The organism is Streptomyces sp. YIM 130001, assembly GCF_003574445.1.
Lineage (GTDB): Bacteria > Actinomycetota > Actinomycetes > Streptomycetales > Streptomycetaceae > Streptomyces.
Genome location: NZ_KZ984567.1, coordinates 85677 through 100436, shown reverse-complemented (window position 1 = coordinate 100436; position 14760 = coordinate 85677). Strand labels below are relative to the sequence as shown.

The following is a 14760-nucleotide window of genomic DNA, read 5'->3' as shown; positions in this document are numbered from 1 at the left end:
CGACCCACGTCCATAGGGCCGGATTGACAAACGCGCTTGCCGGAACTGCGATGTCTTCATGGACACCGAAGACACCACCGACACGGTCCTCGCGGAGGTCGGCCCGCGGCTGCGCCGGCTCCGCAAGGACCGCGGGGCGACCCTGGCCGGACTCTCCGAGACGACCGGGATCTCGGTCAGTACCCTGTCCCGCCTCGAGTCGGGCGGGCGCAGGCCGAGCCTGGAACTGCTCCTGCCGATCGCCCGCGCCCACAAGGTTCCGCTCGACGAACTGGTCGGCGCGCCCCCGGTCGACGACCCCCGGGTCCGAACCCGCCCCATCGTTCGCGGTGGCCGGACCATGCTGCCGCTCAGCCGCCGGCCCGGCGGGCTTCAGGCGTACAAGATGATCCTGCCGCCGACCGCAGCGAGCCCCGATCCGCGTACTCACGAGGGCTACGAATGGCTGTACGTCCTCTCCGGCCGGCTGCGGCTCGTGCTCGCCGAGCACGACGTGGTGCTCGGGCCCGGCGAGGCGGCCGAGTTCGATACCCGGGTGCCGCACTGGTTCGGGGCCGCGGGCGAGGAGACGGTCGAGTGTCTGAGCCTGTTCGGACCGCAGGGCGAGCGGATGCACGTACGAGCGCGGCCCGCTCGGCGGAAGACGGCGGACGGGGGCGGCGATGAGGCGGGCGAGGAGGGTGAGGAAGAGCGCGGCTGAGACTGTTCCGCTCCGACAAGCGACCGCTTAGTATGCGGAGAAGTCAGGCTTCCGAGCCGGGCTCAACGACTTCCGATCCCTCCGTGGAGGCCCCGCATGCAGGCATGGCGAGTGCACGAGAACGGCGAGCCGGGCGAGGTGATGCGGCTGGAGGGGACCCCCGAGCCGGTACCGGGCGATGGTCAGGTCCTGGTCAAGGTCCGAGCGGCGAACATCAACTTCCCCGACGCCCTGCTCTGCCGCGGCCAGTACCAGGTGCGTCCGCCGCTGCCGTTCACGCCCGGCGTCGAGATCTGCGCCGAGACCGCGGACGGCCGCCGCGTGATGACCACCGCGGCCCTGCCGCACGGCGGCTTCGCCGAGTACGCGGTGGCACCGGAGAACGGCCTCTTCCCGGCGCCGGACTCGCTCGACGACTCCGAGGCCGCCGCGCTGCACATCGGGTACCAGACGGGATGGTTCGGGCTGCACCGCCGCGCCCACCTGCAGGAGGGCGAGACGCTCCTCGTGCACGCCGCGGCCGGCGGCGTCGGCAGCGCCGCCGTACAACTCGGCAAGGCCGCGGGAGCGAAGGTCATCGGCGTCGTCGGCGGCGAGGCCAAGGCCAGGGCCGCCCGCGAACTCGGCTGCGACCTGGTCCTCGACCGCCGCTCGGACGACGTCATCGGCGCCGTCAAGGAGGCGACCGGCGGGCGCGGTGCCGACGTGGTCTACGACCCGGTCGGTGGCGACGCCTACGCCAAGTCCGTCAAATGCATCGCCTTCGAGGGGCGCCTGATCGTCGTCGGCTTCGCGAGCGGCGCGATCCCCACCCCTGCGCTCAACCACGCGCTGGTGAAGAACTACGCGATCGTCGGCCTGCATTGGGGTCTGTACAACACGAAGGACCCGGGGGCCGTGCTCCGTTGCCACCAGGAGCTCACCGAACTGGCAGCCAAGGGTTCCATCAGGCCGCTGATCAGTGAACGCGTCGGTCTCGAGGGTGCGGCCGGCGCGGTGCAGCGCGTCGCCGACGGCATCACCACCGGCCGCGTCACCGTCGTCCCCGGGGAGGCGTCCGCATGACCGACGCCACCGAACTGCGCACCAGGACAAGGGAGTTCCTCGCCGAGTATCCGCCGGCGACCACTGCGCCCGAAGAGTTCCTGCGGGCCCGCTTCGACGCCGGGCTCGCATGGGTGCACTACCCCGAAGGCCTCGGCGGGCTCGGCGCGGCCCGCGCCCTGCAGGCCGTCGTCGACGCCGAGTTGGAGGCCGCCGCCGCACCGGACAACGATCCGCGCCGTATCGGCATCGGCCTCGGCATGGCCGCCCCGACCATCCTCGCCTTCGGCACCGAGGAGCAGAAGAAGCGCCTCCTGCGTCCGCTGTGGACCGGTGACGAGGTGTGGTGCCAGCTCTTCAGTGAGCCGGGCGCCGGGTCCGACCTGGCCGCGCTCGCCACCCGCGCGGTCCGTGACGACGACGCCTCGGGCGAGGGCGCCGGCGACTGGATCGTCAACGGCCAGAAGGTATGGACGTCCAACGCGCACAACGCCCGCTGGGCCATCCTCATCGCCCGCACCGATCCTGCCCTGCCCAAGCACCGGGGCATCAGCTACTTTCTCTGCGACATGACCGACCCCGGCGTCGAGGTGCGTCCGCTGCGCCAGATCACCGGCGAGGCGGAGTTCAACGAGGTCTTCCTCACCGACGTGCGGATCCCTGACACGATGCGGCTCGGCGAGATCGGCGACGGCTGGAAGGTCGCCCAGACCACGCTGATGAACGAGCGCGTCGCCATCGGCGGATCCCGCATCCCGCGCGAGGGCGGCATGATCGCCCCGACCGTTGCGCTGTGGCGAGAGCGCCCCGAACTGCGCACCCACGACCTCCACCAGCGTCTGCTCGGACTCTGGGTCGAGGCCGAGGTGGCACGTCTCACGGGTGAGCGGCTGCGCCAGCAGCTCGTCGCCGGGCAGCCCGGCCCCGAGGGTTCCGGCATGAAGCTCGGCTTCGCCCGCCTCAACCAGCGCATCAGCGGACTCGAGGTGGAACTCCTCGGCGAGGAAGGCCTGTTGTACGACGACTGGACGCTGCGCCGACCCGAGATCGTCGACTTCACCGGCCGCGATGCGGGCTACCGCTACCTGCGGTCCAAGGGCAACAGCATCGAGGGCGGCACCAGCGAGGTGCTCCTCAACATCGTCGCCGAGCGCGTCCTCGGACTGCCGTCCGAACCGCGCACCGACAAGGACGTCGCATGGAAGGACCTCGCCCGATGAGTACCACGCCCGACCTGTTGTACTCGGAGACCGAGGACGAACTCCGTTCGGCTCTGCGTGGGTTGCTCGCCGATCGCTGCGACCCTGCTTCCGTGATCGCCCGTACCGAGACGGACGAACCGTACGACCCGGCACTGTGGAAGGCACTCGGCGCCGACATGGGCCTGGCCGGACTCCTGGTCCCCGAAGAACTCGGCGGCCAGGGCGCCACCCATCGCGAAGCAGCGGTCGTACTCGAGGAGTTGGGCCGATCCGTGGCCCCGGTCCCGTATCTGACCAGCGCGGTGATCGCCACCGAGGTCCTGCTCAGTGGCGGGACGAAGGGGGGAGCGGCGGATCAGGGTCTCGGTGAGGTGGCCGCCGAGCTGCTCACCGAGCTCGCCGCAGGCCGCCGGATCGCCGTACTCGCCCTGCCCTGGACCACAGCGCCCGGCGCCCGGATCGCCGGGGTGCGGCAGCAGGGCGGACGACTGCACGGCAGGATCACCGGCGTCGCGGACGCCGTCGCCGCCGACACCCTGCTGATACCGGCCGACGGCGCCCTGTACGCCGTCGAGACCGGAGCCGAGGGGGTGACCGTCACCGCGCAGACCGTGCTCGACCCGACCCGCCCCACTGCCGTGGTCGAACTGAACGGTGCCCCTGCCCGCGTCATCGCCGACGGCGAGCAGGTCAGCGAACTCGCCGTCCGTACAGGCCTGTCGGCTGGTGCCGGACTGCTCGCCTCCGAGCAACTGGGCCTCGCCGACTGGTGTTTGACGGAGACCGTCAGTCACACCCGTGAACGCCACCAGTTCAACCGGCCCGTCGGTTCGTTCCAGGCACTCAAGCACCGGATGGCGGAACTCTGGCTCGAGGTGGTCAACTCCCGTGCCGCCGCCCGCAATGCGGCCGACGCCCTGGCCACCGCCGGCGACGAGAGGGCGCTCGCCGTCTCCCTCGCGCAGTCCTACTGCGCACCCGTGGCCGTACGGGTCGCGGAGGAGGCCCTGCAGCTGCACGGCGGAATCGGCATGACCTGGGAACACCCGGTCCACCTCTACCTGAAGCGGGCCAAGTCCGACTCCCTGGCACTCGGCAGCGCCGGCCACCACCGTGACGTGATCGCCGGCCTGGTGAACCTCGCCGCCCCCTGACGACACCCGCCCCGGGCCCGCTTCCTCCTGGGGGACCCGGGGCGCGGCCGTCACGCGAGGGCGTCCGTCACTCGAAGAACTTGAGCCCCCACCCGGTGTCGGTGGCAGGCCCCGGCACATTGGCTCGCTGGTAGGTCGTGTCGCCCCACCAGAGGAACGACCCGATGTACCAGTGGCGGTTCTCCCAGGAGTACGGGGTGCCCTTCTCCACCGCGTGGAACATCGACGGGAAGTGCTCACCCGCGGGCGGGCTGGTGCCGATGTCCCCGTCGAGGAGTACGAAGCTGTGGTGGCCCGGCCCGTCGACGTTCACGGTCGGATCCCAGCCGGACATCATCGTGTCGGCGTGCGAGCCGAAGAGGCAGCCGTTCGACTTGTACCAGTCCCACACATAGGTGGGATCGCCACCGGCCCGCAGCCGCAGGTCGGCCATGCAGTACTGGTCGCTCCAACTGCCGTTGGCGGAATAGACGATGTGCAGTTGGCCGTTCGGATCCTTGATGGGTTCCGGAGCCTCGTTGATGTACGGGTCGCCGACCACGCGCTCCCAGCTCTCCCGCGGCTGCGAGATGACGTGCCGCGCGCCGGTCGGAGTGGTCGGGTCGCTCATGCGGGCGATGTAGAGGTTCTGCTCGATGTTGGTGTCGCCCTCCCAGCCCGACCAGACGAACCAGCGCTGCCCCTCGAAGGTGAACAGGGCGCCGTCGATCGCCCATTTGTCGTCCGGCAGCGCCAGCTTCTGCTCGTCGCTGTACCCGGTGTCGGGGCTGTCCGAGCTGATGACGTACATCCGGTGGGCGGCGCCGGTGCCGGCGGCGAAGTAGATGTAGTAGCGGCCGCCGTCCCTGACGATCTCCGGGGCCCACACCTCTCCGAGGCCGCCGTCGTCGCGCCACACCGTCCGTGCGGGTGCCGCGGCCAGGCCGTCGAGGGAGGAGGCCTGCCGTACGACGATCCCGCCGTCGCCCGTCTTCACCGCCACGTAAGTGCTGCCGACCCGCAGCACGCTGGGGTCGGCGCCGGCCAGGCCGGTGGCGCCACGCGGGACCTTCGCCGCGCTCTGCGAGGCTTCCATTGCGTTCCGTTCTGCGATGCCGGTGGTGTCCGAGGCGCGGGCCGATCCCGGCGACTGTATCGACAGGGCGAGAGCGAGAGTGATGCCGAGGACGAGGATGCCGAGCCCGAAGGATCGTCGGCAGAGTGACATGAGCCCTTACCTCTCCGGGGCTGTGCCGCACCGCGTCCGATGAGGGACGGGTTGATGCGGAGATGCCCCTTACAACGTTGAAAGGATGCTTTCACAGCGTCCCGAAGGTCCAGTTGCCTTGTCAACGACCCGTACCGGCGCGGGAGTTGGTCTCTCGTCGTTTTGTCGACACAGGGGCTGCACGGCCCGCTGGGTCGTACGGCATAATTGCGAATCGTTCGCAACAACTGTCGATCTTGAACAGAGGTGCGCCCATGACGGGCCGTTGGATACGGGCAACCGGCACGACCGCGGCGGCGGCCGCCCTCGCGGTAGCCGCCTCGGCGTGCTCGGCCCCCGGCGGCGATTCCGGTTCGGGTGGCGGCGCGAAGACCTCCGCCGTGGTCGGCATCGCCTACGAACCGGACAGCCTCAGCCCGCTCCTCGGCTACGGCAAGGACGGCAACTCCAAGATCTTCGACGGCCTGCTCACCCACGACGCCGACATGAAGCTGAAGCCGGCACTCGCCACCGAACTCCCGAAGATCAGCGACGACGGGCGCACGTACACCTACCGGCTGCGCAAGGGCGTCGAGTTCAGCGACGGCAAACCCTTCACCGCCGACGACGTCGTCTTCACCTACGACACCATCCTCGACAAGAAGACGAACAACGCCTCCAAGACCGAACTGGACGCCCTCGACAGCGTCGAGGCCAAGGGCGAGCGGACGGTGGTCTTCCACCTCAAGTACCCCTACGCGCCGTTCGCCGAGCGGACCGTCCTGCCCATCGCCCCGAAGCACATCGCCGGCGAGCAGAACGTGAACACCGGCGCCTTCACCACCAAACCCGTCGGCACCGGCCCGTACAAGCTGGTCAAGTGGTCCAAGGGCGAGAAGCTCACCTTCAAGGCCAACTCCCGCTACTGGGGCGGAGCGCCGAAGGTGAAGGACTTCACCATGGCGATCATCAAGGACGACGATGTCCGCGCCACCCGCCTGCGCAGCGGCGACCTGGACGGCGCGATCCTGCCGCCCAACCTCGCGGGGACCTTCGCCAAGGACGACGACAAGCAGACCCTCGAGGCCAAGAGTTTCGACTACCGCGTCGTCACCCTGCCCACGGACAACAAGGTCGCCGGCGACACCGACGTGCGCCGCGCCCTCGACCTCGCCGTCGACCGCAAGGCCATGGTCGACTCCATCCTCTACGGCGCCGGCAAGGCGGCCTACGGACCGGTGCCGACCGACAGCGAATGGTTCACCAAGGGCACCGAACGCAGCCACGACCTGGCCGAGGCCGAGAAGATCCTCGACGACGCCGGCTGGAAGCCCGGCTCCGACGGCATCCGCCGCAAGAACGGCGTCAAGGCCACCTTCCCGCTCTGGTACCTCTCCGGTGACAAGCTCCGCCAGGACCACGCCCTCGCCTACGCCTCCGACGCCAAGAAGGCCGGCATCCAGATCAAGGTCCAGGCGGGCACCTGGGAGGTCATCCAGCCGCGGATGAAGTCCGACGCCGTCCTCGCCGGCGGCGGCGCACCGGCGGACCCGGACTTCGACCAGTACACCCTGCTCAAGTCCGACCTGGCGGGTGACGGCTTCAACAACATGGGGTACTACGACAATCCGGCCGTCGACAAGGCCCTCGACGAGGCCCGCCGCACGGACGACCGCGCCAAGCGCAAGTCCGCCTACGACAGCATCCAGCGCGCCTTGGTGAAGGACCCCGGCTACACCTTCCTCACCCACATCGACCACGTCTACGTCCTCGACAAGAAGTTCGGCGACCTCACCACCCAGGTCGAGCCGCACGACCACGGCTTCGCGACCGGCCCTTGGTGGAACATCGAGGACTGGCAGCCCAGCAAGTGAAGACCGCCGTACGAGGCCTCCCCTGGGGAGCCATGGGACGCATGACCCTGCGGCGGGCGCTGTTCGCCGTCCCGGTGATCATCGCCGTGACCTTCGGGGTCTTCGCGATCGCCGAGGCCTCCCCGTTCGACCCGGTCAAGGCCTACGCGGGCACCGCGGGCCTGACCGCGTCGCAGGAGAACCTGGACCAGCTCCGCGAGAACCTCGGCGTCGACCAGCCGCTGGTCACCCGCTGGTGGGACTGGCTCACCGCCGCCCTGCACGGCGACCTCGGGAACTCCGGCGTCATGCGCCAGCCCGTGACCGACGTCGTCACCGAACGCCTCGGCTGGTCCGTGCTGCTCGCCGCGGTCGCCTTCGTCGTCGCCGTCCTCGTCGGCACCGCGCTCGGTGTGCTCGCCGCCCGCCGTCAGGGCGGCTGGCTCGACCGGGCCGTCAGCTCCCTCGCCTACACCCTGGAGGCCGCCCCGCCGTTCTGGCTCGGGCTCCTCGCCGTCTGGCTGTTCGCCCTCAAGCTCGGTGTCCTGCCGGCCGGCGGCCTCACCGACACCGGCAGCGCCACCGTCTCCGCCGGCCAGGTCCTCAGCCACCTCGCCCTGCCCGCCGCCGTACTCGCCGTATCCCAACTGCCCTGGTTCATGCTCTACGTACGACAAGGGGTGGCCGAGGCGCTCGAGGAGGACCCGGTACGCGGCGCACGGGCGCGCGGACTGGCACCCCGCACCGTCCTCGTCGGACACGCCCTGCGCTCCGGCATGCTGCCCGTCCTCACGCTGATCGGATCCAGGGTGCCCGAACTCATCACCGGCGCACTCCTGGTGGAGACCGTCTTCAGCTGGCCCGGCATCGCCGCCGCGACCGTCGAGGCCGCCACCTCCGTCGACTTCCCGCTCCTCGCCGCCCTGACCGTGCTCGCCACCGTGGCCGTACTGCTCGGCAACCTGCTCGCCGACCTGCTCTACGGCCTCGCCGACCCGAGGGTGGGCTTCGATGGCTGACCTCGCCTGGCGCACCGCCGCCGCACCCCGCCGATCCACTCGCGCCTGGCGGGTACGCGGCTCCGCCGTCGTCGTCGGCCTGGTGATCCTCGCCGTCCTCGTCGTACCACCCCTGGCGAACCTCGACGAACAGGCCGTCGATCTCGGCGCCAAGCTCCAAGCCCCCTCCCTCGCCCACCCGTTCGGCACCGACGACGTGGGGCGCGACCTGCTCCTGCGCTGCGTCTACGGTCTACGGGTCTCGCTGCTCGTCGGCGTGGTCGCCGCCGTGGTGGCGACCGTCATCGGGACCGCGGTCGGGGCGGTGGCAGCGGCGTTCGGCGGTTGGGCCGACCGGGTCGTGATGCGTCTGGTGGACCTCTTCTCCTCCGTTCCGCACCTGCTGCTCGGCATCTTCATCGTGGCGATGTTCCGGCCCGGAGTGTGGCCGGTGGTGATCTCCGTCGGGCTCACCCACTGGCTGTCCACCGCCCGGATCGTGCGCGCCGAAGTGCTCTCCCTGCGCTCACGGCCTTACGTCGACGCGGCCATATCCGGCGGAGCCTCGCGTTGGCGGGTGACCGTACGCCACCTGGTGCCCGGGGTGCTGCCGCAGGCGGGGCTCGCCGCGGTGCTGATGGTGCCGCACGCCATCTGGCACGAGTCCGCGCTGTCGTTCCTCGGACTCGGGCTTCCCACCCATCAGGCCAGCCTCGGCACCCTGGTGCAGAGCGCGCGCGGATCACTGCTCGCGGGGGACTGGTGGCCGACGCTCTTCCCCGGCCTGTTCATCATCGTGCCCACCCTCGCCATCGCCGGCCTCGCGGGCGCCTGGCGCGAACGCCTCAACCCACGCCGCCGATCGGAGCTCATGCTGTGACGCCTGACGACGCGACGCCGCCGGACGGACCCGGCACCACAGTGGCCCCCGAGCCCGCAGTCGCCGAACCCGTGCTCCGCGTGCGCGGGCTCTCGGTGCGCTTCCGGATGCGCGGGGACACCCTCGTACGAGCCGTCACGGACGTCCGGTTCGACCTGGGCCTCGGCGAATGCCTCGCCCTGGTCGGGGAGAGCGGGTGCGGCAAGTCCGTCCTTGCCTCCGCCCTGCTCGGACTCCTGCCGGGCAACGCCGAGACCGCCGGGTCCGCCCACCTCGGCGACACCGACCTGCTGACCGCGGGGGAGGAGGTACTCGCACGCTCCGTGCGCGGCCGGCGCATCGGCCTGGTGCCTCAGTCACCGGCCGCCCACCTCACCCCCGTACGCACCGTGCGCGCCCAACTCGAGGAGACCGTCCGCGAACTCACCGGCCTGCGCCGCGCGGAGGTACGCCCGGCAGCCGAACAGGCCGCAGAGCGCGCCGCGTTCCCCGCCGACCATCTCGACCGCTACCCGCACGAACTCTCCGGTGGACTCGCTCAGCGCGCCGCCACCGCACTCGCCCTCATCGGCGACGCCCCGCTGCTGCTCGCCGACGAACCCACCACCGGCCTCGACCGCGACCTGGTCGAGCGCACGGTGGACGAGCTGAAGCGGCACACCGGCGACAGCCGGGCACTGCTGATGATCACCCACGACCTGGCCGCCGCCGAGCGGATCGCGGACCGCGTCGCGGTGATGTACGCGGGCCGCATCGTGGAGATCGCCGACGCCCCGGACTTCTTCGGCGCTCGCGGTCCCCGCCACCCGTATGCCAAGGGGCTCCTGGACGCCCTGCCCGAGCGGGAGTTCAGCCCGATCCCGGGCATGCCGCCGGAACTGACCGCTCTGCCCGACGGCTGCGCCTTCGCGGCACGCTGCCCACGGGCGACCGCGGCCTGCGCCCGACCGCCCGTGTTCGAGGACTCGGTGGCCTGCCACCACGCCCTGGAGGTCCAGCGTGCTTGAACTCCACGCCATCACCGCCGGATACGAGGCACGCCGCCCCGTACTGCGGGACATCGACCTGGACGTCGACCAGGGCGAGTCCGTCGGCCTCCTCGGGCCGAGCGGCTGCGGCAAGTCCACCCTCGCCCGGGTGGCCGCGCTGCTGCACCGGCCGGAGTCGGGCCGGGTGGCCGTGGACGGCGTGACCGTGCACGACTGGCGCTACCGCGCGTCCCGCGAATTGCGCACCGCCTTCGGCGTCGTCTTCCAGCAGCCGCGCCTGAGCGCCGACCCCCGGCTGCGCCTGTCCGCCCTGATCGCCGAACCCCTGCGGGCCGTCGGCCGCGCCGACGAGATCCCCCAGCGCCTGCCGGAACTCGCCGAAACCGTCGGACTCGGCGCCGACCTCCTCGGCCGCCGTCCCCACGAAGTGAGCGACGGCCAGCTCCAACGCGCTTGCCTGGCCCGAGCGTTGGTGCTCCGCCCGCGCTACCTGGTGTGCGACGAGATGACGGCCATGCTGGACGCTTCCACCACCGCTGCCCTGGTCGCGGTCGTCGAGGACTACCGGCGCGAGAGCGGTGCGGGCCTCCTCGCCGTCGGCCACGACCGGACCCTGCTCGAGCGCTGGTGCGGACGTACCGTCCACTGGTCGCAGCTGACCGGAGACCTCGAGGCCGCTGGCCGGCCCGCACAGAAGACACCCTGAGCCCGACCGCCCTGGCCGATCACCTCGCACAAGCAGGCCGCCCGGGCCCGCGAAACCGCGGTCCCGCGCGGCCACCCGCCCAGCGCCGCCGCCCACCGCGTCCGTCCATCGGCACATCCCAGCGCGCGCATATGTGCCATACATCCCTAATGTGGCCTTGATTGTCCCGACCGGGGAGTCCGTCCCCCGGCGACGCCCACGACCGGGTGCGGCACCGGCAAGCCGAGGCCCGGTCGCGCCAACGAGGGGTGACATGGCCGACGCCGACACCAAGGGCGCGAGCGCCTCCACGCCGACGGCCGCCAAGCTGACGCTGCTCACGCTCACGGCGATGGTCGTCGGTTCGATGGTCGGCGCCGGCGTCTTCTCGCTGCCCGGACGCTTCGCGGCCGAGACGGGAGTGGCCGGCGCCCTCATCGCCTGGGCCATCGCCGGCCTCGGCATGCTGATGCTGGCCTTCGTCTTCCAGGCCCTCGCCCTGCGCAGACCGCAGCTCGACGCCGGTGTCTACGCCTACGCCAAGGCCGGCTTCGGCGAGTACCTCGGCTTCTTCGCCGCCTTCGGCTACTGGGCCAGCGCCTGCGTCGGCAACGTCACCTACTGGGTCCTGATCATGTCGACCATCGGCGCGATCTGGCCCGCGCTCGGCGACGGCGACACCGTGCTCGCCGTCGTCCTCTCATCGGTCGGCCTGTGGCTGTTCTTCTACCTGATCAGCCGCGGAGTGAAGGAAGCCGCCGCGATCAACCGCATCGTCACCGTCGCCAAGATCGTGCCGATCCTCGTCTTCGTCCTGCTCGCCGTGATCTATTTCGAGCCCTCGGTGTTCGCCGACAACTTCGCCGGGGCCGACTACGCAGGATCCCTGTTCGAGCAGGTCAAGGGCACCATGCTGGTCACCGTCTTCGTGTTCCTTGGCGTCGAGGGCGCCAGCGTCTACTCCCGCCACGCCAAGCGCCGCGAGGACGTCGGACGCGCCACCATCCTCGGCTTCCTGAGCGTCTTCGCGATCTTCGCCTCGGTCACGATCGTCTCGTACGGCATCCTCCCGATGGGCGAGATCGCCGATCTGCGGCAGCCCTCCATGGCAGGCGTACTCGAGGAAGCGGTCGGCACCTGGGGCAAGGTCTTCATCAGCATCGGCCTGATCGTCTCGGTACTCGGCGCCTACCTGGCCTGGACCCTGATGTCCGCCGAGGTCCTCTACGTGGCCGCCCGCGACAAGGACATGCCCCGCTTCCTCGGCCGCGCCACCGCCGCCGACGTACCCGTGCCCGCCCTGGTCATGACGACCTGCCTGACCCAGGTCGTCCTCGTCGTCACCTACTTCTCCGACGACGCCTTCAACTTCGCGCTCGACCTGACCAGTTCGCTGACCCTGATCCCGTTCCTGCTCGCCGCCGCCTACGCCGTGAAGATCCTGCGCAGCCCCGACGACGGCGGCATCGGCGGCCGCAGCCGCGACCTGACCATCAGCATCCTGGCGACCCTCTACACCGTGTTCCTGATCTACGCGGCCGGCTTCAAGTACCTCCTGGTCTCCCTGATCATCTACGCCCCCGCCACCATCCTGTTCGTCATGGCACGACGGGAACAGGGCCGCCGCGTCTTCTCGCCGCGCGAACTGGTCATCCTCGCCGTCTCCGTGGCCGGCGCCGTGGTCGGCGTCGTGGCCCTGGCCGTCGGATGGATCAGCCTGTGACCCCGACGGCCCGCAGACCGCAGCAGCATCGCCGACGAGCCCCGGCGCGTACCAGGAAAGGCACCCGATGACTCCGGACCCCCAGCCCTCCACCTCCTACGGCGTCCACTCCGAGGTGGGCAGGCTGCGCAAGGTGCTCGTCTGCTCGCCGGGCCTCGCCCACCGCAGACTCACCCCGTCGAACGCGGCCGAGCTGCTCTTCGACGACGTCATGTGGGTGGAGAACGCGCAGCGCGACCACGCCGACTTCGTGGAGAAGCTGACCGCCCGCGGCGTCGAGGTCGTCGAACTGCACGACCTGCTCACCCAGACCATGGCGATCGACACCGCCCGCAGCTGGCTCCTCGACCGCAAGATCGTCGCCAACGAGGTGGGACTCGGACTCATCGACGGCACCCGCGCCTTCCTGGAGTCCCTCGACCCGCGCGCACTCGCCGAGTTCCTCATCGGCGGCCTCGCCACCGCCGATCTCCCCGAGGACTACCGCACCGGCTATATCGCCCTCGCCCGCGAATCCAGCGGCGTACGCGAATACCTGATGCCACCGCTGCCCAACACCCTCTACACCCGCGACACCACCTGCTGGCTGTACGGCGGCGTCACCCTCAACCCGCTGTACTGGCCGGCCCGCCGCGACGAGACCCTCCTGATGAAGGCGATCTACCGCTTCCACCCGGACTTCGTCGGCTCGACGGTGTGGTGGGGCGACCCCGAGGCCGAGTGGGGCCAGTCGACCTTCGAGGGCGGCGACATCATGCCCGTCGGAGGCGGCGTGGTCCTGATGGGCATGAGCGAGCGCACCTCACGCCAGGCCATCACCCAGGTCGCCGCCGCCCTCTTCGAACGTGGCGCCGCCGAGCACGTCATCGTCGCCGGCATGCCGAAACTCCGGGCCGCCATGCACCTCGACACGGTCTTCACCTTCGCCGACCGGGACGTCGTCACGCTCTACCCGAAGATCATGGAATCGGTGCACACCTTCTCCCTGCGCCCCAGCGACAAAGCGACCGGACTCGACATCACCGACGAAGGCACCACCCCGTTCACCGACGTCGTGGCCCGGGCATTGGGACTGCCCACACTGCGCGTCATCGAGACCGGTGGCGACGTCTACGCCTCCGAACGCCAGCAGTGGGACAGCGGCAACAACGCCGTCGCCCTCGAGCCCGGCGTGGTCTTCACCTACGACCGCAACACCCAGACCAACGCCCTGCTCCGTGAAGCGGGCATCGAGGTCATCACCATCGTCGGCGCCGAACTCGGCCGCGGCCGCGGCGGCGGCCACTGCATGACCTGTCCGATCAGCCGGGACCCGGTCCAGTTCTGACCGGTCCCTGCGCGGCAGTCAGGGCTTACGTCCCACGGCGGCGTACAACGGCACCGGGCCCCCGGAATCCGCCCGGCCGCCGTCCTCGCCGTCCTCGCCGCCCTCGTCGTCCGAGCGGTGCCACTCGTCGACCGGCACAAGCCCCGGCTCAAGCAGCTCGAGCCCGTCGAAGAAGCGGCCCACCTCTGCCCGTGAGCGCGGAACGAGAGTGACACCACCCGCCCCGTACGTCCGCACAGAGCGGTTCACCGCCTCCGGGTTGAACTCCGCCGTCAGCTGACTGAGCACCAGGAAACTGCCCGGCGCGAGCGCGTCCACCAAGGTCTTGACCACCTCGAACGCCCCGTCCTCGTCCGCGATGAAATGCATCAGCGCGATCACCGACACAGCGATCGGCCGCCCGAAGTCCAGTACCGTGCCTGCCTGTTGGAGAATCGCCTCCGGGTCACGCACATCGGCCTGCACATACTCCGTGGCACCCTCGGACGTGCCCCGCAGCAGAGCCGCGGCGTGCGCAAGGACGATCGGATCGTTGTCGGCGTACACCACGCGTGATGCGGGTGCCACGTCCTGTGCGATCCGGTGCAGATTCGGCTCGGTGGGGATGCCCGTACCGACGTCCAGAAACTGACGCACCCCCATGTCCCGGCCGAGCCGACGAATCGCGCGGTGCATGAACCAGCGGTTGTGCTGCGCCGAGCGCTTCGCCTGCGGCTCGATCGCCAGAATCTGACGCGCCAGCTCCTCGTCGACCGGGTAGTTGTCCTTCCCGTCGAGGAACCAGTCGTAGACCCGCGCCGAGTGCGGCTTGCTGGTGTCGATCACGGGCCGTTCAGTGCCGGTCATCAGCCACTCCCTCGTCGTCGGCGACACGAGCACCCTACTGCCGCCCTCGAACAGCCGCCCGTGCGGCCGGCGTTCCGCGACGGTGAACACCGGCCGACGAACACTCCAACTCCCGTCGTGCCACTGCCACATGGCCCGCCAGGGGCCCCATACTCGCCATGGCCCCGCCGCAC

The 14760-nt window shown here is 70.4% G+C and carries 13 protein-coding genes; 11 read left to right on the top strand and 2 right to left on the bottom strand.

Annotation, left to right across the window (positions count from 1 at the left end):
- Positions 1-58: 58 nt before the first annotated feature.
- From DSC45_RS29815 to DSC45_RS29800, 4 genes are all read left to right on the top strand, one after another.
- A complete protein-coding gene (locus DSC45_RS29815; RefSeq protein WP_119295096.1) occupies positions 59-700 on the top strand; it encodes a helix-turn-helix domain-containing protein in 642 nt (213 codons plus the stop codon).
- Positions 701-796: 96 nt separating this feature from the next.
- Positions 797-1765: an NADPH:quinone oxidoreductase family protein gene (locus DSC45_RS29810; protein WP_119295095.1), complete on the top strand. Its 969-nt coding sequence runs from the start codon at positions 797-799 to the stop codon at positions 1763-1765.
- The gene (locus DSC45_RS29805; protein ID WP_119295094.1) at positions 1762-2964 is read left to right on the top strand and encodes an acyl-CoA dehydrogenase family protein; all 1203 of its coding nucleotides are present in this window, start codon (positions 1762-1764) and stop codon (positions 2962-2964) included. Before DSC45_RS29810 ends, DSC45_RS29805 begins: the two co-directional genes overlap by 4 nt.
- Positions 2961-4100 carry an acyl-CoA dehydrogenase family protein gene (locus DSC45_RS29800; protein WP_119295093.1) on the top strand — a complete coding sequence of 380 codons (1140 nt, stop codon included), beginning with the start codon at positions 2961-2963 and terminating at the stop codon, positions 4098-4100. Before DSC45_RS29805 ends, DSC45_RS29800 begins: the two co-directional genes overlap by 4 nt.
- Positions 4101-4167: 67 nt before the next feature.
- On the opposite strand, the gene DSC45_RS29795 is transcribed toward DSC45_RS29800, so the two are convergent.
- Positions 4168-5307, bottom strand: a complete 1140-nt coding sequence (locus DSC45_RS29795) for a glycoside hydrolase family 43 protein (RefSeq protein ID WP_119295092.1) — start codon at positions 5305-5307, stop codon at positions 4168-4170.
- A 254-nt stretch (positions 5308-5561) separates the two neighbouring features.
- On the opposite strand from DSC45_RS29795, the gene DSC45_RS29790 reads away from it, so the two are divergent.
- From DSC45_RS29790 to DSC45_RS29760, 7 genes are all read left to right on the top strand, one after another.
- Positions 5562-7160: an ABC transporter substrate-binding protein gene (locus DSC45_RS29790; RefSeq protein ID WP_119295091.1), complete on the top strand. Its 1599-nt coding sequence runs from the start codon at positions 5562-5564 to the stop codon at positions 7158-7160.
- 32 nt (positions 7161-7192) lie between these two features.
- Positions 7193-8158, top strand: a complete 966-nt coding sequence (locus DSC45_RS29785) for an ABC transporter permease (protein WP_119295141.1) — start codon at positions 7193-7195, stop codon at positions 8156-8158.
- Positions 8151-9017, top strand: a complete 867-nt coding sequence (locus DSC45_RS29780; RefSeq protein WP_119295090.1) for an ABC transporter permease — start codon at positions 8151-8153, stop codon at positions 9015-9017. Before DSC45_RS29785 ends, DSC45_RS29780 begins: the two co-directional genes overlap by 8 nt.
- A 107-nt stretch (positions 9018-9124) precedes the next feature.
- Positions 9125-10024 (top strand): oligopeptide/dipeptide ABC transporter ATP-binding protein, encoded by a 900-nt coding sequence (locus DSC45_RS29775; RefSeq protein WP_119295140.1) that lies wholly within the window; start codon positions 9125-9127, stop codon positions 10022-10024.
- Positions 10017-10712 (top strand): ABC transporter ATP-binding protein, encoded by a 696-nt coding sequence (locus DSC45_RS29770; RefSeq protein WP_119295089.1) that lies wholly within the window; start codon positions 10017-10019, stop codon positions 10710-10712. The genes DSC45_RS29775 and DSC45_RS29770 overlap by 8 nt, the downstream gene beginning before the upstream one ends.
- Positions 10713-10965: 253 nt before the next feature.
- Positions 10966-12414: a basic amino acid/polyamine antiporter gene (locus DSC45_RS29765; RefSeq protein WP_119295088.1), complete on the top strand. Its 1449-nt coding sequence runs from the start codon at positions 10966-10968 to the stop codon at positions 12412-12414.
- Between the two features lie 67 nt (positions 12415-12481).
- Positions 12482-13741 carry an arginine deiminase gene (locus DSC45_RS29760; RefSeq protein ID WP_119295087.1) on the top strand — a complete coding sequence of 420 codons (1260 nt, stop codon included), beginning with the start codon at positions 12482-12484 and terminating at the stop codon, positions 13739-13741.
- 18 nt (positions 13742-13759) lie between these two features.
- On the opposite strand, the gene DSC45_RS29755 is transcribed toward DSC45_RS29760, so the two are convergent.
- A complete protein-coding gene (locus DSC45_RS29755) occupies positions 13760-14587 on the bottom strand; it encodes an SAM-dependent methyltransferase (protein ID WP_119295139.1) in 828 nt (275 codons plus the stop codon).
- Between the last annotated feature and the right edge of the window lie 173 nt (positions 14588-14760).

Coding starts and splice junctions, on each gene's coding strand:
- DSC45_RS29815 (WP_119295096.1), top strand. CDS start 59: ATGGACACCGAAGACACCACCGACACGGTCCTCGCGGAGGTCGGCCCG.
- DSC45_RS29810 (WP_119295095.1), top strand. CDS start 797: ATGCAGGCATGGCGAGTGCACGAGAACGGCGAGCCGGGCGAGGTGATG.
- DSC45_RS29805 (WP_119295094.1), top strand. CDS start 1,762: ATGACCGACGCCACCGAACTGCGCACCAGGACAAGGGAGTTCCTCGCC.
- DSC45_RS29800 (WP_119295093.1), top strand. CDS start 2,961: ATGAGTACCACGCCCGACCTGTTGTACTCGGAGACCGAGGACGAACTC.
- DSC45_RS29795 (WP_119295092.1), bottom strand. CDS start 5,307: ATGTCACTCTGCCGACGATCCTTCGGGCTCGGCATCCTCGTCCTCGGC.
- DSC45_RS29790 (WP_119295091.1), top strand. CDS start 5,562: ATGACGGGCCGTTGGATACGGGCAACCGGCACGACCGCGGCGGCGGCC.
- DSC45_RS29785 (WP_119295141.1), top strand. CDS start 7,193: ATGGGACGCATGACCCTGCGGCGGGCGCTGTTCGCCGTCCCGGTGATC.
- DSC45_RS29780 (WP_119295090.1), top strand. CDS start 8,151: ATGGCTGACCTCGCCTGGCGCACCGCCGCCGCACCCCGCCGATCCACT.
- DSC45_RS29775 (WP_119295140.1), top strand. CDS start 9,125: ATGCGCGGGGACACCCTCGTACGAGCCGTCACGGACGTCCGGTTCGAC.
- DSC45_RS29765 (WP_119295088.1), top strand. CDS start 10,966: ATGGCCGACGCCGACACCAAGGGCGCGAGCGCCTCCACGCCGACGGCC.
- DSC45_RS29760 (WP_119295087.1), top strand. CDS start 12,482: ATGACTCCGGACCCCCAGCCCTCCACCTCCTACGGCGTCCACTCCGAG.
- DSC45_RS29755 (WP_119295139.1), bottom strand. CDS start 14,587: ATGACCGGCACTGAACGGCCCGTGATCGACACCAGCAAGCCGCACTCG.